At 41.4% G+C, this 23,745-nt stretch carries 22 protein-coding genes; 7 read left to right on the forward strand and 15 right to left on the reverse strand.

The features are described 5' to 3' along the window. The first annotated feature begins 90 nt into the window (after window positions 1-90). Genes B4Z47_RS22520 through B4Z47_RS22530 form a run of 3 tightly spaced genes read left to right on the forward strand, consistent with a single transcriptional unit; the run spans window position 91 to window position 1,473 of the window. On the forward strand, window positions 91-294 hold the full coding sequence (locus B4Z47_RS22520) for a type II toxin-antitoxin system Y4mF family antitoxin (protein ID WP_070567525.1): 204 nt from the start codon (window positions 91-93) through the stop codon (window positions 292-294). Further along, on the forward strand, window positions 294-629 hold the full coding sequence (locus B4Z47_RS22525; RefSeq protein WP_070567527.1) for a HipA N-terminal domain-containing protein: 336 nt from the start codon (window positions 294-296) through the stop codon (window positions 627-629). Before B4Z47_RS22520 ends, B4Z47_RS22525 begins: the two co-directional genes overlap by 1 nt. Then, entirely contained in the window at window positions 622-1,473 is an 852-nt protein-coding gene (locus B4Z47_RS22530) for a HipA domain-containing protein (RefSeq protein WP_083296020.1), read from the forward strand. The genes B4Z47_RS22525 and B4Z47_RS22530 overlap by 8 nt, the downstream gene beginning before the upstream one ends. On the opposite strand, the gene B4Z47_RS22535 is transcribed toward B4Z47_RS22530, so the two are convergent. Genes B4Z47_RS22535 through B4Z47_RS22550 form a run of 4 tightly spaced genes read right to left on the reverse strand, consistent with a single transcriptional unit; the run spans window position 1,470 to window position 5,080 of the window. Continuing rightward, window positions 1,470-2,018, reverse strand: a complete 549-nt coding sequence (locus tag B4Z47_RS22535) for a 3-hydroxyacyl-CoA dehydrogenase NAD-binding domain-containing protein (RefSeq protein WP_070567529.1) — start codon at window positions 2,016-2,018, stop codon at window positions 1,470-1,472. The genes B4Z47_RS22530 and B4Z47_RS22535 overlap by 4 nt on opposite strands. Further along, entirely contained in the window at window positions 1,993-3,129 is a 1,137-nt protein-coding gene (locus B4Z47_RS22540) for a catalase family protein (protein ID WP_070567531.1), read from the reverse strand. Before B4Z47_RS22540 ends, B4Z47_RS22535 begins: the two co-directional genes overlap by 26 nt. Before the next feature lie 17 nt (window positions 3,130-3,146). Continuing rightward, window positions 3,147-4,502: a Dyp-type peroxidase gene (locus B4Z47_RS22545; RefSeq protein WP_070567533.1), complete on the reverse strand. Its 1,356-nt coding sequence runs from the start codon at window positions 4,500-4,502 to the stop codon at window positions 3,147-3,149. Between the two features lie 20 nt (window positions 4,503-4,522). Then, on the reverse strand, window positions 4,523-5,080 hold the full coding sequence (locus tag B4Z47_RS22550; protein ID WP_070567536.1) for a hypothetical protein: 558 nt from the start codon (window positions 5,078-5,080) through the stop codon (window positions 4,523-4,525). A gap of 800 nt (window positions 5,081-5,880) precedes the next feature. On the opposite strand from B4Z47_RS22550, the gene B4Z47_RS22555 reads away from it, so the two are divergent. Further along, the gene (locus B4Z47_RS22555; RefSeq protein ID WP_070567538.1) at window positions 5,881-6,339 is read left to right on the forward strand and encodes a hypothetical protein; all 459 of its coding nucleotides are present in this window, start codon (window positions 5,881-5,883) and stop codon (window positions 6,337-6,339) included. Between the two features lie 49 nt (window positions 6,340-6,388). Next, on the forward strand, window positions 6,389-7,699 hold the full coding sequence (locus tag B4Z47_RS22560; protein WP_070567540.1) for a hypothetical protein: 1,311 nt from the start codon (window positions 6,389-6,391) through the stop codon (window positions 7,697-7,699). Here the strand turns inward: B4Z47_RS22560 and B4Z47_RS22565 are convergent. The 10 genes from B4Z47_RS22565 to B4Z47_RS22610 form a co-directional block, all read right to left on the reverse strand. Continuing rightward, window positions 7,680-8,294 (reverse strand): hypothetical protein, encoded by a 615-nt coding sequence (locus B4Z47_RS22565; protein ID WP_139145031.1) that lies wholly within the window; start codon window positions 8,292-8,294, stop codon window positions 7,680-7,682. The two genes, B4Z47_RS22560 and B4Z47_RS22565, sit on opposite strands and share 20 nt — an antisense overlap. Before the next feature lie 577 nt (window positions 8,295-8,871). After that, window positions 8,872-10,731 carry a DUF4859 domain-containing protein gene (locus B4Z47_RS22570; RefSeq protein WP_286727922.1) on the reverse strand — a complete coding sequence of 620 codons (1,860 nt, stop codon included), beginning with the start codon at window positions 10,729-10,731 and terminating at the stop codon, window positions 8,872-8,874. Window positions 10,732-10,753: 22 nt separating this feature from the next. Beyond that, window positions 10,754-11,722, reverse strand: a complete 969-nt coding sequence (locus B4Z47_RS22575) for a hypothetical protein (RefSeq protein WP_139145032.1) — start codon at window positions 11,720-11,722, stop codon at window positions 10,754-10,756. 80 nt (window positions 11,723-11,802) lie between these two features. Then, a complete protein-coding gene (locus tag B4Z47_RS22580) occupies window positions 11,803-12,945 on the reverse strand; it encodes a DUF4859 domain-containing protein (RefSeq protein ID WP_115047493.1) in 1,143 nt (380 codons plus the stop codon). Between the two features lie 18 nt (window positions 12,946-12,963). Beyond that, window positions 12,964-14,439, reverse strand: a complete 1,476-nt coding sequence (locus B4Z47_RS22585; protein WP_083296021.1) for a RagB/SusD family nutrient uptake outer membrane protein — start codon at window positions 14,437-14,439, stop codon at window positions 12,964-12,966. A 45-nt stretch (window positions 14,440-14,484) separates the two neighbouring features. Beyond that, window positions 14,485-17,646 (reverse strand): SusC/RagA family TonB-linked outer membrane protein, encoded by a 3,162-nt coding sequence (locus B4Z47_RS22590; protein ID WP_286727923.1) that lies wholly within the window; start codon window positions 17,644-17,646, stop codon window positions 14,485-14,487. Between the two features lie 392 nt (window positions 17,647-18,038). Continuing rightward, the gene (locus tag B4Z47_RS22595) at window positions 18,039-18,902 is read right to left on the reverse strand and encodes an AraC family transcriptional regulator (protein WP_286727924.1); all 864 of its coding nucleotides are present in this window, start codon (window positions 18,900-18,902) and stop codon (window positions 18,039-18,041) included. 140 nt (window positions 18,903-19,042) lie between these two features. Continuing rightward, window positions 19,043-19,180 (reverse strand): hypothetical protein, encoded by a 138-nt coding sequence (locus tag B4Z47_RS22600; RefSeq protein WP_286727926.1) that lies wholly within the window; start codon window positions 19,178-19,180, stop codon window positions 19,043-19,045. A 36-nt stretch (window positions 19,181-19,216) separates the two neighbouring features. Then, window positions 19,217-19,570, reverse strand: a complete 354-nt coding sequence (locus B4Z47_RS22605) for a hypothetical protein (RefSeq protein WP_286727928.1) — start codon at window positions 19,568-19,570, stop codon at window positions 19,217-19,219. A gap of 36 nt (window positions 19,571-19,606) precedes the next feature. Next, entirely contained in the window at window positions 19,607-20,149 is a 543-nt protein-coding gene (locus tag B4Z47_RS22610; RefSeq protein WP_286727929.1) for a hypothetical protein, read from the reverse strand. Window positions 20,150-20,564: 415 nt separating this feature from the next. On the opposite strand from B4Z47_RS22610, the gene B4Z47_RS22615 reads away from it, so the two are divergent. Then, complete coding sequence (locus B4Z47_RS22615) at window positions 20,565-21,188, forward strand: outer membrane beta-barrel protein (protein ID WP_286727931.1); 624 nt, start codon at window positions 20,565-20,567, stop codon at window positions 21,186-21,188. 106 nt (window positions 21,189-21,294) lie between these two features. On the opposite strand, the gene B4Z47_RS22620 is transcribed toward B4Z47_RS22615, so the two are convergent. Then, a complete protein-coding gene (locus B4Z47_RS22620; RefSeq protein ID WP_286727932.1) occupies window positions 21,295-22,248 on the reverse strand; it encodes a LytTR family DNA-binding domain-containing protein in 954 nt (317 codons plus the stop codon). A 356-nt stretch (window positions 22,249-22,604) separates the two neighbouring features. Here B4Z47_RS22620 and B4Z47_RS22625 point away from each other — a divergent pair, with 356 nt between their 5' ends. Continuing rightward, window positions 22,605-23,744 carry a hypothetical protein gene (locus tag B4Z47_RS22625; protein WP_286727934.1) on the forward strand — a complete coding sequence of 380 codons (1,140 nt, stop codon included), beginning with the start codon at window positions 22,605-22,607 and terminating at the stop codon, window positions 23,742-23,744. The last annotated feature ends 1 nt before the right edge of the window (window position 23,745 follow it).

A 23,745-nucleotide genomic window follows, 5' to 3' on the forward strand; every position in this document is an offset into this window, starting at 1 on the left:
GGTATAAAGTATGTAAAAAATATAAAAATTATACCCGATACAGTATAATTTAAGAATATTTACTATATTTATATCAGATAGGGTATAATTATGGATTCATTACGCGTGTTTGTAAAACAGAAACGAAAAGAATTAAAGCTAACACAGGAAGATTTAGCTGCGAATGCTGGAGTCGGCTTAAGGTTTGTGCGTGACCTCGAGCAGGGAAAAAAAACATTACGTTTAGACAAAATAAATGACATATTGGCGTTATTCGGTAAAGAAGTTGGTGTAATTGATCAAATTAAAGAGTGATGGCACGCGAAGCAAAAATATACTTTCATGATGACTTGGCAGGATATCTCATTGAGACAGATCATGGTTATTCATTTAGTTATGATAAGAATTATCTAAAAAAAACTGATCCACAACCTATCAGTCTAACTTTACCGATTTCCGAAAACACGTATTATAGCAATATATTATTTCCGTTCTTTGATGGATTAATTCCTGAAGGATGGTTATTGGAAATCGGTGAAAAGCATTGGAAAATCAATCCCAGAGATCGTTTTGCGCTGTTGATAAACCTATGTCGAGACACTATAGGAGCAGTTTCTGTTTATCCGATGGAGGCGGAAAACGATGGCTAATTGTTTGTTTTGCTATAAACCAGTTGAAACAGGAGACTATCATACAGCATGTTCAAGAGTGTTTTTTGGAACAACTCAAGTTCCCTATTTGGAGTTGGACCAGGAAAAATTGAAAAAATTAGGCGAAGTTACTGTAGCTGAGCGATTGGCAATAACTGGCGTACAGCCAAAAATATCACTCAGTCTAAATGGAGAAAAGGGCAGTAAGCGACTTACCTTAGTTGGTCTTTCGGGAGATTATATCCTGAAACCTCAATCAAAAGAATATCTACTCATGCCAGAAGTAGAAGATCTAACGATGCACCTCGCAGCGTTATTTAAGATAGAAACAGCAAAACACGCATTAATACGAACTTCCACAGGAGAACTGGCCTACATTACAAAACGATTTGACCGTAAGAAGGGCAAAAAAATCCACGTTGAAGATTTATGTCAATTATCGCAGCTTATGACCGAGCAAAAATACAATAGCTCCTATGAACGCGTAGGAAAAATCATCAAGCAATTTGCTTCCAACACCGGATTAGATGCAATCAAATATTTTAGGCTCGTACTGTTTAGCTTTTTAACTGGAAATAACGACATGCATCTCAAGAATTTTTCACTCATGCATACGAATCATGGTGTTTTATTATCTCCAGCATATGATCTCATCAATGTTAACTTAATCTATCCAAAAGATAAGGAAGATATGGCTCTCACATTGGGTGGTCGTAAACGAAAAATAAAACGTTCAGATTTTAACCAGCTTGCGCAAAGTTTGGGAATTCCTGAACTGGTCAGAGACAATATATATTCCTTATTCACGACAATAGGCACCATACCGATATCTTTAGAAAACTAAATAATTTCTTTCTTGATATTTTCATCCGTTTTAGGATGTGCCATGATTTCAGCTGTATTGCGCAACCATATTTGATTGGCAAAATGTAGATTCAAAAACTGTTGTGGCCTACCCGTACTATCTGCAAATTGACTCGGCAATAAGGTAGAAGAATTACTTGCAAAAATCGTTTTGTCAGCAGCCAATTGCGCTGCCTGTTTGTAAAAATCCTTTTTTATTTGGATTTCTTCTGGAATAGCTTCAATAAGCAAATCGGCATCTTTAAGCGCTTCCTCCAGATTACTCGTATAGCTCAAATGCTCCTTTGCCGCTGCTATTTGTGCATCGGTAGCTTGAATATCGATACGATAATTTTTTGCTAAATCATCAAATTTTGATTTTGCTCTATTTACAATCTCCGCATTGATGTCATAAACGGTAACATCAAAACCGTGAAAAGCAGTCTGAAAAGCGATTTGATAACCCAAAACACCACTACCCGCTACGGTGATTTTTTTATTGAATTCATTTGTACGACAATTAAAGTTTATAAAAATTAGGGTCAAAGGCTTCTTGCAAATTCGTTGGCTCTCTTCTTTTTTTATGATTAAGATCGTGCCTTGCCGTGGAAGAAGTGACGTATGCCGATTGCCTTGCTCTTTGCAAATTGCCTATAGGCGCATTTTCTTCCAACGTGCGGAATGGTGTAAAAGATAAATTTTCCATCACATCAAAATTGCCATCTACAGGAACCTGTTGTTTCGGAATTCTAATTTTTGCAACCGTTTGAAAAGGCGATAATTCCTGCGACCATTCTTCGGTCAGATCATTAATCGGCATCTTTTTTAGGTCTTTGCACAACTGAATTTGCAATTCAAAAGTCAAATCGTTTTTCGCAATTTCTTTGATAATCCCCTTGCGGTAAGGCCAATCGGCACTATCTATATCAATATCTTTTTCGGTAATAAGATTTTGAGTTTCGACAGTAGGTGCAATTCGAATTTTCGCCATATAATCGCCATGACGAACAGCACCCATACTGTAAAATTCATACAAAAAACTGTTTATAGAAGGGATTTTTTCAAATGTTTTTAAAGCGCCCAATTCCTTTAATGCTTCAAAATTTGGGAAAGCTTTTTTGTTTTCAGTCACCCATAAAGTGGCAAATTCCAACTTACCCAAAGCACCTCTTTCAAAGAAATCGTTTAGCTGTAAAAATAACTTCGAAATAAACACATAATGTGCTGCCGTGTTGCAGAAAAACACTGGATTATTAATCAAATTATAATCAACATTAGGTGAATCTTCCTCACCCGGAGCTAATTTTTTACCTTTAATACCAAAAATTTTCAACGCAAAACCCTGTGCATTTCCGCTTAATTTATCGGGCAACACACGAGATGATCCGTTCGAAAACCGCACGACAGCTTCGTATTTTCCAGCTTGCTTATAAATGCCTTGAGCCAGTTCTTCGGGTAGATTGGTTAAAATTTCAACCTCTGCTTTTAGTGCGGCATAGCCATTGGCATGCGCATCACGCGTATGGTGTGCTATTTTACTAATCTCAGGCGTATTTCTGATATAATCTTGAATATCTTTATTAATCTTAGCTATATATTTGTCAAAATTCGCAGGAATTTCTTCTAAATCATAGCTGTATTTTATATTTTCGCTCATGCTTACATTTTTAGCTGTTACAATTCACTGATCCATTTTAGAGCGGAAATACTCGGAATAAAACAATATTCACCACCTTTTACTAAGTTGAACGTTTGCAAACCACGGTATCTTTTCACCAATGGATCGGCAGGCATCGTAAACAATCCCTCTTTATCCTGAACGCCAATCATTGGGTCTTTTTCGGTTCCCAAATTCTGAGAATTCCCATCATTTGCCCATTGTTTTTGCAAAAATTCAAGCGTTCCCATCGCATCAGCACTGATACCCATGAAATATTGACCCCGCTCTTTGCCATCATCCTTGGTAACTTCTGGTGGAACAATGTCCCCAAAAGTCACACTACGTCGAATAATGCGGTGCAGACGCTCATCTTCCAACACAAATGATTTGGAATCTCTAGGATTCATTCTTCGGATATGCGAACTGAAAGGACATTTTTTACCATCTTCATCCCCTTTGAAAGAGAAATGATTGTTCTTGTTCATATCCTCACCAAGCTCTTTATCGTCTTTATCCGCCGACAAAACCAGCGGAGCACCACTTCGCCAACGTCCCACCATTTTCGCAGCCAAAAGTTCGCCCTCTTCGGCAGAATTGGTATTTTCTTGAATGTATTTATTGAAATCGGCAACTTGACTTTGGTATTTTCTAAAAATCATAAACGAGCTGTTCTTGCCCAAAACATCGGGTTGCGGATACGGTTTCGTAATGTCGCCTTCGCCAGGGTAGCCCAACACAAATTCGCCAGCTTTCAAGGGTCTATCAAAACCTGGAGGAACATCAATACCGCTGCCTTCAATTTCGGGATTGCTGATGCCATCGCGGAATCCAAAGACATTTTTCACTTCTTCGGTCGCCCCAAAATCGTGACTAATTAAAACCTGAACGCCAGAACTATCGTGTAATTTGGATTTAAACTCTTCAAATTTTGCCTTCCAATCGGTTTTGTTATTGGCAATAATAGCTGCCGCAATATGGATGTTGGCATTTTTGAAATCCCTCTCCCAATTTTTAGGATCATTAACCCCGATATCATTTAAAAAACCAGCCCTTTTAGCCATTCCTTCCTTGAAAGATTCAGGAAAAGAATCCAAAGAATCTTTGGGAAGGCCAATTTTCTCCAATCCTTTATAGGTGAAGGTAATAGAAACCGAAGAGCCGTCATTTTGATCCCAATTTTCTGCTGAATTCACCAAAGGAATTAGGTTTTTCAACGTCTGTTTTGCGTTAGTCGCATCTTTAATCTCCAAAAGAGCCACTGTACCGTAATAAGGAATTGGTCTGCTTCGGAGTACCAAAGCCTGAATTTCTTCTAATGCTATATTGACTTTATCCCTATTGAAAATTCTTTTTAAGAAATCTATTGCCATAATGAATCTATTTAGTAGGGTTATTTTTCAATTTTGTTCGCGTCGTCAATAGCTTTATTTAGACCAGTGATGATTTTGTCGTTTCTGCGAATATCATTCACCGTTAAGTGCGGAACCCCCACATACCAACCTGTAGCCGTGATTTGTTTGCTTAAAATAAAATCTTTAATCGTAGGATCTTTGATACCCGGCCAGCCTTCGATATTCCCAAAAATAATGTCCATCAACTGTGGAATTTTTGTAGCGAAGTCGTTGATATAAGCATCCCAATCGCCGTCATAAGCGGTACAGAAAAGAATTTTTTTATCATCATCGAACAATACAATTCTCAAATCGTGAAGCGTACCTACTTTGGTTGCTCCTTTCAGGTTTCCGTTGGCAATTTCCATGATTTTACGCAGGTTGTCTGCACCTCCTGGTTTCAAATCTGCCATAGCGGTAAGCTCTGAAACACGACCCGAACGCAATCCTTTTCTACCTGCCGAAGTGGTAGAATGATCGTAACCATCTTCAATTCCTTCGGATAAATTTGCTTTAATAAGCTCTGCTGTAAGTTTTAAATTATCAAATAGTGACATAATATGAGTGTTTTTAATTTATAAATTCATTCTTGCTGATTGATTTGAAATGACACGAATAGATTTCTCATTTCAGCTTAGGATGCTTTTAAATTCTATACATTAACAATAAGAAAACACATATATAATGTAGTTGATCTTGTTTTTGTACATATCTAATTTCATATATTATAGACCTTAGTAGCATTAAAACAACGTAGTTAAGAAATTGTTTTTTGTGATTAAAATATATCTACATATGTGACTTAATACAAAGCGCTTTGTCCTTTTATTTTGTAGTCATGTAGTCACGTGTTTTTTAAAACTTTTCAATTACAATGAAAAATCGGAGAAAATACTCAACAAACAATTCACCTCATTAGCTCCTCTTATTGCATACTCAAGGTTTAGTTGACTATCATGCCTAAAATAAGGCTCAATATAAAATAAAAGGACACAAATGATATATTCAATGATTAATAATAAAAACCCAAACGATACAATTCGCACACCTCTTTTCATATTTTGTTAAGCTAGTCTACTATAAATCACTTTCATACTTGTTCCTCTCTCAGAAATCATACTCACATTAAATGATCCAGAATTAAAGAATGAAGTGTTTTTTTTGGCCTTTTTTTTACTGAAGCAAATATATAACTTTATTTACTTGGAAATAAAAATTGTAACCATTACTGAAGATCTAGCTCAATTCACCAACAAATAATTATATTCTCCATAGTTGATAATATAATATACCAGTTGGCGATCCTAACCGCTTCAGCAGATTGGACGATTGATATGGCAAAATTAGCGATAAGCACATGAAAAACTTCGACAGAAACGGAAACGAGTACAAAATGAAACCCCAATTAGGAACCTATGTTCCTTTGGTTGCTATATTTTCTATTATGACCCTAGTTGGGTTCATCAAAATGCCGGAATCCCCTTTCAAATGGTGGATGCTGGGAGTTGTCGTAATCTTGATGATTTCCCTGCTTAGAGCCTATTTTATCATTGACATGGACAGAAGGGAAATGCGCGTCCGCAAGGGACTTTTAGGCAAAGAGGTGACTGTTCCGCTGGAAAGCCTACAGGGATTTACAATCCATAAACTCAAGCAGTACGGCCTCATCACCGTGAGCGTATCGCTTCACGCCCGTTATCGAAATGAAGATGGTAAAGAAAAAAAGGTGGAGCTCGCACAGCACTATTTTACAAAACCGATACAGCGGATATGTAATGAGATCGACGAAATCATCGCTGAAGAGAATAATCGGTGATCCGCTTATCCATAATCCTTAAGCCTGTTGAAACGACACTCTTTCGATTATGCCCGATTTAAGAATCCTAAAACGACAATTTCTACATGTACTGAAACGCGGAACAGGTGAAGCATATCTGATTGTAAAAGAGCATCCTGAAATTGACTTTTCAAATCAAATTATACAAGGCGCATTAAACATTTTCGCCTATGACGGACAGTCTGAAGGTGACCGGGCAACTTATATTTTTGAGATTATTTCTATTTCAAAACAAAAAGACAAAATCCGTAAAGCCGTTTTGCAGGGCTTGGCAAAAGAACAGGATGACACCTGGAATCTGACACATTTGTTTGCCCTGGCAAAACTTTACGCGCAGCAAAATGACACCGAGGCAAAACAAGCTATTTATGACCGGTTTTTAAACAATCCGATCGTCGGCGCTGATTGGGTCGGCGCTCATGAAACACTAGAACTTGATGGACTAAACGGCTTATTTTACGTAGCCGAGAAATTTGGAAAACACATTGAACAACACCCTGACGATTGGCAAGACGATGGCATCATTCGGCATTTTCAAGCAGAAAACCAAAGCATACAGGTTGCTGAAGAACTTAAAAAGAAAGCCCAAACCAATAAGTTCATTCGATTTTACCTTGACAACATACAGCGAACAGAAATAAACCAGAAAACACAGCGGACAAAACCCCAAAAATACAAAGACATCATTGATGAAGTGTTAAATAGCAAAGCCCGGATTTCTTTTGCAAGAATGAGAAAGCTAACAGAAGAAGAGATAAACACCATTGCAAAGCATCTTTTGAAAGAAACGGACCAGGGAAATATTGAACGCCTTTTGGATATTTTTGACTTTCACAAATTTCCTTATGATAGCCAATTCATTTTAGACTTTGCTAAACAAAAGGGAACAGGCAAAAACAGCATAGCTGAAAATGCCCTTAATGCACTAAAACATCTAAAAAGCAAAGCCATTAGAGACTTTGCTCTGGAGAAAATACAAACAGCCAAAAATCCGATTGACTATTTAGAATTGCTGATTTCTAATTACAGAAGTGGCGACTCGAAGCTACTGACCGAAATCGCCGAAAAGGCAAAAAATGAACACGAAATTGAGCGATTGGCAGGGATATACACAGCTATTTTCAAAAAAAACAACACCAAATCCTGTAAAAATCCCCTTGAAATCCTGTATAGCAAAATGAATTGTGCGCTTCACAGAAAAGATATCATAGAAGTCCTGCTGCATAACAACGTTCTCTCCGACACGATAGAAAAAGAACTTCACTATGACTGCAACCTGGAAACAAGGATGATAGCTCTTCAAGCTGGGTTGCAGCATCCTAGTGACCGTAATTTCTGATTAAATTCTCCAGCACCTTATTGTTCAAAGCCGTGGAGCACTTAGATATTATTATCTTTTTTCTTGAAAACAGTTCATTTGGCTCAACAAGGATATAAATCCCTATATAATCATCAAACTGCAAAAATTTATTATTGATAAAGCAATAGTAACTTATAGACATGAGCTGTGATTTAGCATATCCATCTTTAAGTCTCCAACCACTATTTTCCTTGGTGAAGTATTCGAGTAGAAAATCTTCTAAATTATGACTTTTATAATAATTAGCTACTTTGGAATCCAATAAAAAACAATCAGCGCTACTTAAAATACGCGTATCATCTACCTCTATTTTTTGGTTCAAAGCTAAATCCAAAAACTTTTCATAAGACAAGTTTTTCGGATTTTCACGATGAATTCCCCACAATGCAGGTTCATTAATCATAGCGACTTTGCCATTATTGCATCGAACAAAAAAGTCAAAATCAAATCTTGAGGGCGTTGTTCTGTCATCATAAGCCATTTCATAAATTATCCTTGAATCAATGCGCTTTGTATTCTTATTTCTAGAACAAGAGCTTAAAACGATGAACGCTATCAATATAAATTTTAACATATTTATTCAGATCATTCCGGATCAATCCCAACTATTTTCCTATTGCTAAGTTTGCTATTATCTGATTAATTTCTTGTTGTTCTTCAACAATCTCCGGATCAATCTGGATAACAGTGTCAATAGTGTAACTGCAATAAACTACTTTATTATCATCTGCAAAAATCCAATTAAAAAAAATTAACGCTTCGCCGCTATTTTCCGATGACGAGATATAATAAAGATAATATAAATCAAATGACTTGGATAATTAAATTTTGTCCACCCTCGGTTGGAAACAAATGATTATACTTCATAGCGGTTAATTTACAAAATTCTCTACACTTCCGATCATCAGATTCAAGGAGCCTTTTTCTACTGAGTTGTCGCATTAAGGTCGTTAGAACTCCTTCCTTATCTCCTCCGCAAACTTATTACCCTTTTCGGAATAAACAGCATGGAAAATGCAATGATGACCGTATTTGGACTTAGGAAAATGAAAAAGTCAACAGTTAAAAAAGCCACATCTCCCGACGTGGCCTTCACTTAAATAAACATAAACATATGAACCATCACCTAATCTAGCGGTTCCAACTAACTCTTATTTCACATTCACATTAAATGTAAACGTCGCCTGCACGGTTTTCGCTCCTTCGTACGTATACACCAGTGCCTGCTTAATGGTATATTTCTTTCCAGCTGCCAGAGCTCCCGGATATTGTCCGATCGAGAACGTTATCGTACTTGCGTTAAATTCCGAAAACAAGCCCGCACTAGCGCCCCAGTTGGTGACGGCCCCGGCAGGCGTAAACCAATGCCCGTAACCCGTGGCCGTATTGTTGGGATTTAAACTTCCATTCGGCTCCACGGCATAGAACTTAATTTTTCCACTGCTCATCAAACCCGCCAGGTCTGCCGAAGGTATGGCCAAGGCCTCCCCTAGCTGCGCTGCATTGACGCTTACTTGCGTACCCGAATACCCTGTAGCATCTGCCGGGAAGCTCAGGTCATAATTCAATGCGATATCTTTCGGCTGACTGCTCACCTCATTGTATCCCGTAGCCGTTGTACCCTGAATTTTGATTTCGTAAGGCCATTGCTCATCGTTGCTGTCGTCATCATCCCAGGCATGTGGCTGGTAAACAGAGGGGGCACCAGTGACCACAAACCAGAGGTTGCTGCAATTGGCCGGAACAGTAAACGCTATCGTATTCTCCGTGCCCTCCGTCCGATCACCATATACCCGCGTGCCGTCTTTCAATAATGCCACATAACCATAGCGCCATCCGGCACGGCTGGCATCCACCGGATTGAATCCAGCAGCATTTGGCAGTCCCTTAAAAGCTACCGAAACCTGGGTTCCCGCAGCCGGAACTTCCAGCGGAATCACATTGTACCCCGTAGTACCCGGACAACGATCATAGGCAACGCGAAGACTACCGTTGGATTGACGCGTAAATTTGGTCGTCAGCTTACCGATATAATTCTTCCCATACTCCCGGATGCTGTTCAGGTCCCAGGTCACAAAGTGGGCCGCCGCATCATAGATTTCATTGTTGAACTGCTTCACATCGATACCCGTTATACGCATATAAGCCTGCACCGGATCTTCGGGTTTTAAAGCTTCGCGCCAGATGCGGCCAATCATATCGATCCCATGTTTGCTGGTCCAATACCAATGGATGAAATAGCTGGCATAACGATATTTCTCGTGATGAATATGACGATGATAATTTTCGGTATAGACGGGAAAATCGGCTCCCGAAAATGCCTGTGCGGGATAGGTTTGGTAGGCCTGCCATTGCGCGGTCTGCTCCCAGAACCCGTTGCCGCTGGTTCCGCCGTAGCCGTAACGAAATCCATGTCCGCCTTTCAAATCTGCAAATACCTGATATTGAAAACTGTGCCCGATCTCGTGTGCAATCACGGCACCTACCGGCTTACAAGTCGCCGGATTAATCCACAGTGCCCCTATTGTATCGTCGTAACCGCCGCCATACGCCATCCATTCTGTCGTATAATGCACAAAAATCATCATTTTGTATTTATCCAGATTGGATCGGTTCACTTTGCGTTCTGCAAACTTCAGCGTGCCGACGTTCAATGCGTAGAACTGTTCGGCCTTGGCCAAAAGATCATCAATATCGACGCGATATTCTTCAGGTACGGTGTTCGCATTGGGATCGTTCTTCCCATAACTTGCACCCCAGAACACGATAAAATGCTCCGACTGACGGCTGCGCGAATAGGACCATTTGCTCCCTTTATCGTTATAATCCATGCCTTCAAATTCTTTGGGCTTATAAATCTTCAAAGAATCTGTTCCCACAGTAACGGGCGGCGTGGTGACCTCTTCCTCGACAGGAAGCGCTACTTCTTTTTTGCTGCATCCCTGCGAAAGGAAAACAAGTGCTGAAACCAGCGTCAGCAGGACTTTATGCAATACGATACTTTTCATCATTTGAGCGTTTAATAGGTAGAGATCAACTATGTGTAATGGTCAAAAAACGGAAGCGAACGGTATAGGTACCACTTCGGTAGAATTTAATGGTCGATACGGGGTTAAGATTACGTCCCAGCGTAGTCGCCGTACCAACAATACGGTAATAAGAAATGGGATCACCCGACCAAAATTCTGTACCTACATAAGTACCGTTCATGATGGGATACACCAGACCCGAAACATCTGGATAGCGATACACCAAGCCCGTATCGGTAACTTCCTCCGGATAGTAAGGCGACCAATTTTTGAATGTCGGCCGGTCCCCACGTTTGATGACCTCGCCTTTTTTAGGATTGAAGGGCTTGCCGTTTTTATCTTCCCATTGATATACAATTTTGTTTTCTCCTTCCGCCTGATGCTCTACGACGATCTCATAGTCTGTATACGGTAGAAAATTGGATTCGGCCCCGTAGTCCGAACTCGTGCACGACTTAAATAAAATATCTTCCTTCTTAGCACCGATGACATTAAAGTTCAGTATATTCTTAAATTTTTTCTGTCCGGCGACATTGCTCACCTCCACATCGATCGTGTATTGTCCCGGGGTCACAAATTGCGTCGCCTGTGTAAAACCCACGCGACCACCGGTCGCATTGAGCATCATCGGTGGATATTTAGCTTTGCCGATCTTGGCATTCAACAGTTCCAGGGTGGTATCCCGCCAGGTGATCTCAGCGAGGTAGGTGGATATCTCATGTTCTTTTGAAAATTCTGTTGAGAGCTCGCCGGTTTCCTTGTTCCTTACCGCAAGCAGATTTACGGTCAGCGGGGTTGTGCTTCCATTGGCAACAATGGCATCCGTGTACACCACTGCCCCCTGATTGACTTGCAGATTCTCCACATTATAGCGTATATTTTCACTTAAATAACCTATTTGATCACTCTTGCAGGAATCCAATAGCCCGAGGGATAAACCTGCTAAGCCGATTATAAAACTTCGTTTTTTCATCTGTTTTATTTTTTCATGTGTGACGAAACCATCCGGTTGATTCAGCACAGCAAAGGAATCAACCCTGATAGGTTCATAATTTATTTGATCTTAATGTTGAATACAAAAACAGCATTCAAATCACCCTTTGTTTTCGACTTGTACACGAGGGATTGTCGTACCGTATAGGTACTACCCACCGTTGTTTGCCCTGGATATTGCAGTATATTAAAGGTCATCGTTGAGGTTGCCAGCTCAGATACAATGCGTGCATCGGCACCCCACGAACAGGTCTGCCCTTTGGCATCGAACCAGTGTCCTGGTGCGTTCGCGGTACTGTTTGCATTTAAGTTACCATCAGGCTGCACGGCATAATAGGTGATGTCCTTGCCTACCAATGCGGATATTGCCCCACTCTCTACGCCATAAAAGCGTGCTAAACGCGGAAGCAAAACGTCTACTGTGGTGCCAGTATAACCGGCGGCATCGTATTTAATGCTCAGGTCGTAGGTAAAAGTCAGTGTAGCACCAGTTTCTACAATTTTAGGCCCCGTGAGGATCCGCGGCACAAAATCGCCGATAAACGTATGTGTATTGGCCAATACATTCAGCGTTGTTCCTGAAGCCATTTTTATCCCGGTTGTCTGACAATATACTCGCATATCCGCCTGATCATCTTCTTTGACCGTCACAATACCGTCTGGACTGATCTGATCGGCCTCGCCACGCACTTTCACGTAGTACAGGTAATAAACGGGCTGTGAGGACCAGGCTGCTTTGGGCTGCTTTTGCTTATGATAGAAAAATCCACCCACATTGGCCGCATTGCTGATCGTCGTATACGCTGTGCTGGCCGTTTCCAAATTGTAAGGGGCATCGTTGTAGATGTATGCCCTGACCGAATCTACAGGGATTTCGTTGAGAAACTGGTCAAAAGAATACTGTGCATTTTCGTCCACATACTTTACAGAGTCTGCCTTCTGTTTATAATAACGGTTGACCGAATAATCCGAAGGCGCCCAAAAGGTTTTCGCCTTGTTGATTTCGTCTTTGAGTTTAAAATGGTCAATCACCAGCAGCAGGGTATCAAACATCCCATTGGGATGAGCCGCCAGATAGTCGTAAGTAGACAGATTGACTTCGGCTGTATGGAGGCCGTCATCCGTCAGATAAGCTGCTTTCTTGCAACCGATCACGGTCAGTCCAAAAGCCAGCAGCAACGCAAATCGATATAAGGTTTTCATTTTTTCAGGTTTAGTGGTTTACATATTGACAGTTCCCCAGTATGGTGTCTGATTCAGCAACGGATTGGTAGACAACAACGATGGATCAAATGGCCAAAGGTATTTCTTCGCATTAAATTGCGCCTGGTTCATTTTGCCTTCCGGAAATTTATAGACATTGAAGTGTTTATACAACCGCACGAGATCGTAATAGCGATGACCTTCCAGAAACAGTTCGCGCGCTCTTTCACTAAAGATGGCCTCAATAAGCGGTTCCTCGTTTGTGTAGGCAGGCAGTCCAGCTTGCGTGCGGATTTCATTTAAGATGGTTTCTGCGGAGCTATTTTTACCTGTTGCGGCCAATCCCTCTGCCATAAGCAGCTTAATGTCGGAATAGCGAAAGATGATGATGTTATTTTTAAATATCGCATTGGCATTTGACGCATTACTCGAAAACTTAACATTCGCATATTTTGTGCACAGCGCATAGTTACTGTTATAAGCAATATCAAACACACTTTTAAATCGTTTATCGTTGCTGTCTTTAAAGAGCGTTTTAATATAATCCTGACTGATTCTTAAAATTGGATCTGTTAAAGACCGAAAATAAGGCCCGGCTAGCGAAAAGTATCCTATTCCCGAGCTTGTGCCTTCGTTTTCACTATTTTGGGAGATTTCAAAAATACCTTCATTGGATTTTCCCTGATAAATACTACGGTAGTTCAAACTATCCCTTCCCACAAAAGAACACTCGCCGCTTTCCAATACCGATTTAGCGGCCTCGATGCAGTCCGCATATTCACCGCGCCATGCACTCAGATGCGCCTGCAGGGCAAGCGCTGCTCCGGCATTTGCACGCAATGCAAAATCATCTTGGTCGATATTGCTCCATTTCAGTAAAGTCAACGCTTTAGTTAAATCGGCCTGGCTCTGATCCAGCACATCACTCTCTTTACTTGCAGCCAGATTTACAGCATCGATGGGCACCACAGATTCTGTTATAATCGGCACTGTTCCCCATACCCTCGCCATATAGAAATAGGCAAATGCACGCACAAAGTAAGCTTCGCCGATATAGTAATCCCTGGTCGATACATTGTCAAAGGCATTTTCGTCCATCTTAGGGAGCCTCTGGATAACGCGGTTGGCCTGATCTATGGCCTGATAGAAGACATCATAGCGCCGCAGCTGATACGCGGGCCGCCAAGTTTCCGAAGCTGCTACAGCCGTGTTGAGCTGCATATTGACAATCGGACTAAAGTCTGCGTTGGTCGAAGAAGTAATTTCGTCCGTTAGCAAATCGCCATAGGCATAGTAGGCCATACCGTTGGCTTGATTTAGGGCCTTGCGCAGCAGCGCATACATGGCGTTGGTTGCGCTATTGGCATCTTCCTGCGTTTTCCAGAAGTTCTCGTCGGTTGCCGAACTGACAGGCTCAATGTCCAGAAACTTGGAGCAGCCTGAAGCGAGATACATGAAAGCACTCAGCATTAAAAACAATATTTTTCTTTTCATCTCTAAATAATTTTAAGCCACCGTTATCCGATGGAACTGACATGATTAAAAGGTAACATCCAAGCCTATTGTCCATTTCTTCGGGATCGGATATCCGTTACCCGTTGAATAACCATTGGCTTCCACTGCTTCAGGGTCCGGCACAGAAGACCAGGACTTAACAGCCACATTATCCACGACCCCATAAATGCGGAGCATTTTCAACTTAAGTTTCTTAATCATGGCCTGCGGGAATGTGTAGCTCAGCTGAATATTTTTCAGGCGTACAAAACTGGCATTTTCCACAAACGTGCTGTTGGCGATGTGCCAGTTGTCTACCGTATTGCGAAACAAAGTCGGGTATTTGGTCTGATCGCCGTCTTTCATCCAGAAGTCGCTGGGCTTAAAATCGCCTGCAATAGCCGAATTTGTTCCCCAAGTCGAATAAAGGGCAGATGAACCGGCATCCTGTAATTTGTCCGACAGGTATCCGTTCCACAAAGAGCGTCCAAAGACAAAACTCACGAGTGTGGATAAGCTAAAATTCTTGTAGGAAAATTGGTTGATAAAACCGCCTACGAGGTCGGGATTTGGATTTCCCATATCAATTTTGTCGTTGTAATCGATCACATAATCCCCATTGACATCCCTTCGGCGCGGATCGCCAGCCTGATAAAGGACCGACCGATTAAAGTGCGCTATTCTTCTTCCGGTCAATGGATCGACAGGCACGTCAGCATTGGTCGCATATACGCCATCCACATCCCATACCTTGAATGGAAAAATAGGTTGGCCTACATTCAGGGCGCGTTGCATCCAGGGTGGTCCCACTTGTATTTCCTTTCCACCATCCGGCAGGCTGGTGACATAATTTTTATTATAAGCCATATTGAAATTGGTCGTCCACTGGAATGCCGACGAAGGAGCCATATTTCGGGAGATAATCGTCATTTCCACACCACTGTTTCTCACACTGATAAAATTATTGGAGACGGTGCTATATCCCGAAGTAGCGGGCATCGTCAGATCGTAAACCAACTCTTTGGAGTCGCGCACATAAAAATCGGCAGTTACCGTAACTCGGTCGTGCAGCAGGTTCATATCGAATCCGGCATTAAACTGCGGTGAGCGCTCCCATCGGATCGTCGGTGATGTTGCCGCTGCCGCATAATTAGGAGATACTGTCGGCTTACCGTTATACGAGAGTACCGAACCGGCAATACCATTTTCCAGCACCGATCCTGCATAAGATGCATCAAAAGTCAGTCCTGTATAGCGTGCGTAGTACGAACCCGGGTCGCGCCCCGTAATACCATAGCTACCCCTTATTTTGAAAAAGGATATGGCATTTTTGGCTCCCTGGAAAAAAGGCTCTTCCGAAAGTACCCAGCCGGCAGATATGGACGGGAAAATACCCCAGCGGTTATCCTTGCTGTAACGCGACGAGGCATCCATCCGGTAACTTGCAGAAAGCAGGTATTTGTCCTTATAATCATAGCCAAAACGACCGAATACCGAGACGCGTGAGCGCTCGCTGATGGAAGTCGTCGCATAGAGATCAGGCCCGGAAGGGATACCGGTTACGGTTTTCACATAAGTTCCATTATCGTTATAGCCGGACATTAAACTATTATTGGAGGTATTGCGTTCGATACCGGTTCCCAAAACGGCACTAAAATTATGGGTGTTCTGAATGCTCTTTATGTAGTTAAAATAGGTTTCCCATTCCCAGCGCTTATTTTGGTTCGTCCAGTTCTGTGCAAAGTTTCTGTAGCCTGTAAGCAATACGGGACGAAAGAGATCGCGGGTATTGTTATTGACATTAAACGAGAACTGCGAGCGCAGGGTCAGGCCGTTGATCAGAAACTTTTTGAGTGTTCCGGCGAAATTTCCATTTAAGCTGAAGGAGTTATCGCGGTCCATCATGCCATCGTAGCGCCCGGTATAGATCTGCTCATCTACGTCTGTAATCTGATAGAAAGAAGAAGGAAATCCCCAAGTACTAAATGGATATTTCGTATCGTCACCCGAACCATGTTTTGCTTTAGTAAATCCTGCGAACAAGTTGGTTTCAAATTGGAAATTGTCCGTCGGGTTGGCCTGTAACATCAGGCGCGGCGTTAGGTTTTCATTTTCAAAGCCCATCATTACGCCTTGCTCATAATAGCGCTGTGCCGAGAAACGGTATAAAAATTTCTCCATAGTGGCACCAATACTCACATTGACATTGTTGATATTGGCCGACTGCAGAAAAAGACCCTGCCAATCGGTATTGTTGTTAAAAGCCGGATTTAAACTATCGGTCAACATGGGGCTAATGGACCCATTGTTGAACCAGTCATAAGACCCACCCTGATAGAGCAGATTCATTTTCAGCCTGCGCTCGGCAGCCCCAACGGTGATGGGCTTCATGGCCGGACGGCTGGAAACTCCGTTGTATGCCGAGATCCGTATTTCGGGTTTACCCTGCGCCGGACGTTTGGTTTTGATGATAATGACCCTATTGGCAGCACGGGCGCCATAAATGGCCGATGCCGAAGCATCTTTTAGGATATCGACCGATTCGATGTCGTTGGGATTAATGGCCTGCAACGGACTCGCATTCCCATAAGCGGCCTGTATATCACTCACGTCGTAGATAATATTGTCGATCACATATAAAGGCGCCTGCAGCTGGTTATCTGCTAGCCCGAGGTTGCTCGTTCCGCGGATATTGACAATGTTATTGGTACCCGGTTCGCCCGAAGTGCTCAACACCGTCAGACCGGCCACACGTCCCTGCAACATGGCATCGAAGGTGGCATAAGGTGTATTTTCAAAATCCTTCCCTTTTACGGTAGCAATAGCACCGGTCGTCTTCCGCCGCTGTACATCCTGATAGCCCATGACGACCACCTCATCAAGCCCCGTTCCATCTTCCTTCATGGTGATCTGCAGTGTATTTTCACCGGTACGCAGCTGTTTCTCTTGCCGCACATAACCGACGTAACTAAAAATCAGGGTTGGATTTGTCGATTTTAGCGGTAGGCTGAATTTACCGCCCGCATCCGTTTTGGTGGCATTGCGGATGCCTTTCTCTAAGATACTCAGATCGGACAAAGGTATACCTTTTTCATCTTTAACGATCCCCGTGACCGTTCTCTGTTGTTGCGCATACAGCTGTTGACAGACCAACAGCAGCAACATAAAAATACCTGTTAAGCATTTTTTTGGAAGATTTTCATACATAGTCATAATTTCGTTAAGCAGGTGTTCAGTTTAGCATACTGTCAATGACACATCTATCCCTGGGATAAATGGATTCCTTTTGCAAAAAAGGCTGTAACAGCATGTTAAAAAATTGATTAGTTCTTCTTTCTGTAACAAAATTAGTACTTCGGGGTAGCGATTTTCGGTCAGATCTTACCCACTCATTCTAACATTTTAACAAAAGAAAAAGAGGCCTATTGCGAGGTGTAGGATTGCAGCATAGTGCATAAAACAGCAATTCCGTCTAACCATAACAGTAAAAATATTTCTGTTATGGTTAGACGGAATTGAATCAGAGCCGAAATCGCGCAGGAAATTGAGCGACTTTCTACCACATGGGATCAAATAGCCAAAAATGATTAAAAAGTCCGTTAATCGTATAGGTAATTCCGGTAGTTGCGAACGTATATCTTGGGAGATACCCCTAATATATTCCGGAAAACACGGTTAAAATTAGTGATGCTATTAAAGCCAGCATCGTAGGCTATTAAAGAGATCGAATCGTGCCTTCCTAAACCCAATAATTTACAGGCTTCGCGGATACGCAGTTCATTCAAATAGGCGATGAATGTCTTTCCCGTACAGTTTTTAAAATAGCGGCAGAAGGCGTGCGGTGTCAGATTTGCTTTTTCAGCGATTTCATCCAAACTGATATTCTCTTTAAAATGCTCCTCCAAAAATTTACATAGCTTTTCAATACGGAAAGGTTTGGAGATTTCCCTTTTGGGCAATTGTACACCCGAAAGGGGCTCCAGTTCAGTAAATACTTTGCTGAGTGATTTTAACAAATAAAAAAAATTGACAAGCTGATCCAGAAAGTCGGACTTTTGCAGTATTTCAATATAATAGCACACCTGCCCCTGAAGTTTCGGCGGAACCTTAAATCCCCGCTGGCATTTATGCACAAAATCAAGCAGGTTTCGAAGTTCGGGCATGGTAGCCATGGTAGACAGTGCTCCTTTCGCGCTAAAAAATAAGGAGACAGACCGCACACTTTCACCTGCAATGAAACTTTTAAACACATGGGCCTGGTTTGTCCCCAATAGAAAAATGTCACCGGGTTGAAATTCATGCACATTATCGTCAAGGAGGAGCTGGCCAATGCCTTCTTTAATCCAGATTAATTGATATTCCTCATGACGATGCATATGCGGATAAAACTTATCCAGCACATCTTCTTGAATATAGATCGATTTATCCTGAGGAGCAGGAACTTTGAACTGAACTGGCTTCATAACAATTTAGATTTAAATAAATGTCAATATGACACTAAATATACCATAGCCAATTTAGTATTACAATGCTTAACTAAAAGAGGTTAAAATAAGGTGATATTAGGTTATAATTTGCACATGAAGGAAGCCACTTCTAGCTGTTAGCCAGCCCCCAGCTCTTCCGCCAGCGATTGTAAGCCTTGATTAGCTTCTTCAAATCGTTTGAGTTCGACCGCATAAGATTCCGTAACCGTTTCGAGCAAGGCACTTCCCGCGGTAAAGTCAACATACGCCATCACCGTGTCACCACCCCACATCCAGTCAAAAATCAGGGCCTACCCCTCCAAAACATAGCCCTCCAGTTGTTTTAAAAGAGCCAGCATCGGCAATATTTCAAGATAGTTTTCACTGAAGTTCAGTACGGCGAATGTCCAGTGTTGCTTTTCCTCATCATAATACTCCTTCGCACCATAAAATCGATCCTTGAGCAGATTATCGAAGACTTCACGAATGCGCGCCTGCGAATAACTTGGAATAATTTCCAACGTTGTTTTGCTGTACATCTGCCGACTCTCCCACCACTGCGACCAATTATCATCTTTGTTCGGGGAAATCGGTTTAGAAGAAAAATATTCGTTTAATCTCGATTTTTCTATTTTAATACTTATGTAAAGGCTATCCAGTTCCATACGATTATTCTAAGCTATTCTTAACTTTTTTAAACGTTACCAGCTCGACAGTTTGATTTTACCATCGCTATCAAAATCCGAATTGTCCGTCACCCTTTTGAGGTTCAGCTGCTTTAATGACAAGCCTTCCTGCAGAGGCACCCCTGTAGACTTTATCCGAAATAAGGGATATGATAGTGGCTTCTCGTTCCATTCCAGCACAAACTCGTATCCATCTACGATCTTTTGTTGGTCATCTGTTTTGATGATCAAGATATTGTGAAAGGTTTGCTCCGGCTTGGCCATATCGCTATCTGGTGAGATACCCCTTGCCTTATAGGTGGCGATAAACTTATAATAATGGTACTTGCCATTAATGGGATTAAATACTAATTCGCGGCTGTTGTTTTCTTTGATTAAAGCTGAAAAAGACTGCTCAAAATCATCCAGTAACTTGTAATTAAAATCGGTATTGATCTTATTGGCGACCAATATATAGGTCTTTTCATCTTTACCGGCACTATTTCCCTTCGCTTGGTTTTGTGCAGCGACCGAATAACAAGTAAACCAGCCTAACAATAGGACTATTAAATATCTCATCCCACTAATTTATTAAAATTCAAAGAATAATACCTTAGTTGGCCAACAATCATTTCATTTTTCGATTTCTAGCTGACACAAGCGGAGAACTTTTGCGCTATCCCAATAAATTTTCCAATAGCCTATCATGTATTGGTCAATTGAGAGACATTATCCTCGCAAATGCCCAATCATATGTAACCAAATTGCAGTTTTTAGCTTCTGGAGCGAATTATTAACTTATATTTATTAAGTTTGTAGCATAACGCATATTATTTCCGTTTGCAATAGTATAGTATCAAAATAAATTATGAAGAGGCCTATTTTTACGAAATACAAAAGAAAATCTGATACCATATAAGTTTATATTTCTAGTAAGTATTAGCGCTAATTAAAAAGAGAAAACAATTATAAAATCTATCATCATACATTCAATATGCTTAACAAATTACTTTCCAGGATATTTCTTTCCGTTTTAACTTTATCAGCAACCGGCCTCTATGCGCAGCAAAACAATAGTGGCAGTTATGACATCGAACTTTCTATTACTCCCCTAGCTGAGCGTACTATTGGACCTCGGAAAAGCCTTATGGGAGCCGGTAGCGACGACAGTAAGAATTATATCGCTGGATTGCTCCGCGTAGGCTATCACTATAATGAAACATGGTCTTTTGGTGCAGGTGTGGGCTATTCCCATCTGAACATAACGACAACATTGGCAATAGTCGATCCATCGGTGGAGCGGATGCAATATTCCTCGGAACTCTCTATTTGGGAATTCCCTTTAGATGCCAGGGTAAAATTTTTGAAATATCTCTACGCAAATGCGGGACCGCTGTTACACTTCCAGCAGAACGCAAATAGTTATGTAGACAAGCAGCATGGCATAGGTTTCCATGTTGGACTAGGCGCAAAGGTTCCATTATCCCAACAGTTTGCTGTCTTGCTGTCGCCACACTACAAAATGAACTCCCTCATCCCTTTCCAATCGGGGAGAAATTATGATCGTGTGCAGGCTTTGGGAATTGCGGTTGGCGTGAATTATAAGTTTGCAAAATAGCATTTGCCGGATAAAGGAAATACGGCTGACCTATCAGCAAACTACTGACATAGTCCACCTGTAAGTCAGCCACAGCTATATCATGAATGATTTAGCAATATGGCTTTTAGGTCTTCTCAAACCAACGTTTAAAATCAGCAGCATGGTAACGGCTTACCAATATATCATCTTGCTTCTCAAAAGCCGGCTTTAGTTCAATCGTTAATATCCCGTTGTCTAAAGCACGATATTCTTTAATGATACTCCGATTAACGATATAACGCCTGTACATCAGATAATATTGATTATGGTCGAGGACCTTCATCAATGTCTCGAGGCTATAGTTGTGTGTATATTCCTTACTACTCGTCAAGGTCAGGAGCTTCTTATCATTCGCCGAGCTTTTGATAAAGGCAATGCCGTCAAGTGCGACATAGTTATCTTCATAACCGTATTTTACCCCAAGACAAGGTGCAAGCTTGATCGCATCGGAAAGGTCCTCACTCCGCTCATCCTCCAATTTCAGCTGCAGTGCCTCATAGGTTTCAATCACCTCTTTGAGGGCTGCATTTTTAATTTCACTCTCTAAGTATTGATCTTTCACAAATCGGGCAAAGCGGATGACGTATATCACCAGAAATAGCAGATTCAAAATAAAAATAAACAAAACCAAAAACCTGAATTCGTTGTGTATGTAGGGTATGATTGCACCCCAACCTTTTGCATTTAAGGGTAAGAATACCAGCATCACTAAAACCACTGTCAGCAAGGCGGGCAGTACCAGTCCGTAGAGGATTTGCCTGATCAACCGAGGCTTAAAATCCGTCAGCCATGATAATCTTTTATCCATATACCGATTAAAAATATGTGCTCCACGAAGCACAGCCATAACGATCAGCGAAGAAAGAAACCAATAGAGATAAAATTTGGGCATTGCATACCTCGCATCAAAAACAAGAAATTTGTTGGGCGAACAGAAAAAATTACCCAACAAAACAGCCAACAATAGCTGAACCCTAATCGGGATGTAGTTAACCTGAATCTCGGAATGAAATTTCTCAATAAGTTTTTTAGTTTGCATAAAGTTTAATCGGTTAAGGCAAACTAAAATAAAAATTTTCCGGATAAAAAATTAAAAATAGCGTTGCAGGATTCCGTCAAAATTTACGGAATCCTGCTTTATTTTGCTTGCGTACTTAAATATGCACCACCATTCGTGCTATAATCTCATTTTTACATAAGACACAAATAACCGCCTTAAACAACCTCAAAGCAATATTCTAGTTCAATCTCACTTACCATTCGTCTGTTTTTCCAACATTTCACCTTGTCTTCAACGAAAGACCTTCATAATTTTACAATAACGCAATTAATTATTGGATAAACAGCTACATCCAGGCCATTTGACAAAAGCCATACGACTATAGACCAAAAGAAATGATGAGAAAATTAAGAATAACTTATGCACATTCTTTTTATAGTTCCTCGATAGAACAGTGTTTCTATTGCGAACGCCACTTGAGTGACCATAACAACTGGACCAACCTCCAGCGGTGCAATGACCTATTTCGTCCATCGACGAAACTAAGCGGCAATAAGATCAGGGTTGTCGTATGCCATACCTGCCAAAGAGCCAAATCACGGCTTGAACCCGAAGAGTTTATCGAAATACTGCAAGCCAGCTTTGACAAAATACAGGAATTTAAATATATTGCTGTATCGCATATCCAGACTATCATCAGCAATATTCTTTACATCCTGGATCATCTGGAGCCTGATCTCAACGGACGGGATCTTACTGTCCTCAAGAGAACGGACTCTGAAAACCCTCAATTAAAGTACCAGGCGGTGTCCAGCCCCCTTTCTATCCAACCGAACGCATCGCAGATGAATACAAGTCTGACTTGCTATTACTGCAATACAGCATTGGACATCTCACGGCAAGATCCCAGCCGTCAGATCACCCGCGATCATGTACGCCCTGCTTCCAAACACCCCGAATCGAGACAAATTGTGTTCAGCTGTCATAGCTGCAACAACAGCAAGGCGAATGATGAGCCTGAAATTTTCCTAGCAAAACTAAAAATTGCCAATACCCATAAACAGAACTATAAGAAAATACCGTATCATCTGCTCAGCACTATTATTGTTAATCTACACGATTTGATCCATAAATCCCTGAAGCCTTTTGCTCGATACCCTGTTCTAAGCATCCTCCAACGCTACGACCTTTCGCTCCTGCGACAACAGCTTCACGGTAAAAATCGGCAACTTTGGCTCGAGCGGATTGATGACTACGCCTTGCTAGAATTGCTCTTGCTTTGTCTCGGTGCTCAAAACAATCGTTCGCAGGATGGCTTAGCACATGATGCCGCTTTTTTTAACATCACACTTTGGCAAGAGCGACTTGAACTTGCCTTGGAGATCGGATGGATATCCGCATTTTACCGCATCGATACGATCGATTTTCACGCGCTGATGGAAGAGCAGGATTTTGATCAATTTTATATTCTAAGCGATCGAGGCCGCGCGGCCCTTAAGCTGGAGACGGTCTGTAGTCAACAACAAAAAAAGTAAA

Source organism: Sphingobacterium sp. UBA2610, assembly GCF_002339225.1.
GTDB lineage: Bacteria > Bacteroidota > Bacteroidia > Sphingobacteriales > Sphingobacteriaceae > Sphingobacterium > Sphingobacterium multivorum.

What these genes read in the sequence shown, in the direction of transcription:
- B4Z47_RS22520 (WP_070567525.1), top strand. Translation starts at nt 91, where the DNA reads ATGGATTCATTACGCGTGTTTGTAAAACAGAAACGAAAAGAATTAAAG.
- B4Z47_RS22525 (WP_070567527.1), top strand. Translation starts at nt 294, where the DNA reads ATGGCACGCGAAGCAAAAATATACTTTCATGATGACTTGGCAGGATAT.
- B4Z47_RS22530 (WP_083296020.1), top strand. Translation starts at nt 622, where the DNA reads ATGGCTAATTGTTTGTTTTGCTATAAACCAGTTGAAACAGGAGACTAT.
- B4Z47_RS22540 (WP_070567531.1), bottom strand. Translation starts at nt 3,129, where the DNA reads ATGAGCGAAAATATAAAATACAGCTATGATTTAGAAGAAATTCCTGCG.
- B4Z47_RS22545 (WP_070567533.1), bottom strand. Translation starts at nt 4,502, where the DNA reads ATGGCAATAGATTTCTTAAAAAGAATTTTCAATAGGGATAAAGTCAAT.
- B4Z47_RS22550 (WP_070567536.1), bottom strand. Translation starts at nt 5,080, where the DNA reads ATGTCACTATTTGATAATTTAAAACTTACAGCAGAGCTTATTAAAGCA.
- B4Z47_RS22555 (WP_070567538.1), top strand. Translation starts at nt 5,881, where the DNA reads ATGAAAAACTTCGACAGAAACGGAAACGAGTACAAAATGAAACCCCAA.
- B4Z47_RS22560 (WP_070567540.1), top strand. Translation starts at nt 6,389, where the DNA reads ATGCCCGATTTAAGAATCCTAAAACGACAATTTCTACATGTACTGAAA.
- B4Z47_RS22565 (WP_139145031.1), bottom strand. Translation starts at nt 8,294, where the DNA reads ATGTTAAAATTTATATTGATAGCGTTCATCGTTTTAAGCTCTTGTTCT.
- B4Z47_RS22570 (WP_286727922.1), bottom strand. Translation starts at nt 10,731, where the DNA reads ATGATGAAAAGTATCGTATTGCATAAAGTCCTGCTGACGCTGGTTTCA.
- B4Z47_RS22575 (WP_139145032.1), bottom strand. Translation starts at nt 11,722, where the DNA reads ATGAAAAAACGAAGTTTTATAATCGGCTTAGCAGGTTTATCCCTCGGG.
- B4Z47_RS22580 (WP_115047493.1), bottom strand. Translation starts at nt 12,945, where the DNA reads ATGAAAACCTTATATCGATTTGCGTTGCTGCTGGCTTTTGGACTGACC.
- B4Z47_RS22585 (WP_083296021.1), bottom strand. Translation starts at nt 14,439, where the DNA reads ATGAAAAGAAAAATATTGTTTTTAATGCTGAGTGCTTTCATGTATCTC.
- B4Z47_RS22590 (WP_286727923.1), bottom strand. Translation starts at nt 17,646, where the DNA reads ATGTATGAAAATCTTCCAAAAAAATGCTTAACAGGTATTTTTATGTTG.
- B4Z47_RS22595 (WP_286727924.1), bottom strand. Translation starts at nt 18,902, where the DNA reads ATGAAGCCAGTTCAGTTCAAAGTTCCTGCTCCTCAGGATAAATCGATC.
- B4Z47_RS22605 (WP_286727928.1), bottom strand. Translation starts at nt 19,570, where the DNA reads ATGGAACTGGATAGCCTTTACATAAGTATTAAAATAGAAAAATCGAGA.
- B4Z47_RS22610 (WP_286727929.1), bottom strand. Translation starts at nt 20,149, where the DNA reads ATGAGATATTTAATAGTCCTATTGTTAGGCTGGTTTACTTGTTATTCG.
- B4Z47_RS22615 (WP_286727931.1), top strand. Translation starts at nt 20,565, where the DNA reads ATGCTTAACAAATTACTTTCCAGGATATTTCTTTCCGTTTTAACTTTA.
- B4Z47_RS22620 (WP_286727932.1), bottom strand. Translation starts at nt 22,248, where the DNA reads ATGCAAACTAAAAAACTTATTGAGAAATTTCATTCCGAGATTCAGGTT.
- B4Z47_RS22625 (WP_286727934.1), top strand. Translation starts at nt 22,605, where the DNA reads ATGATGAGAAAATTAAGAATAACTTATGCACATTCTTTTTATAGTTCC.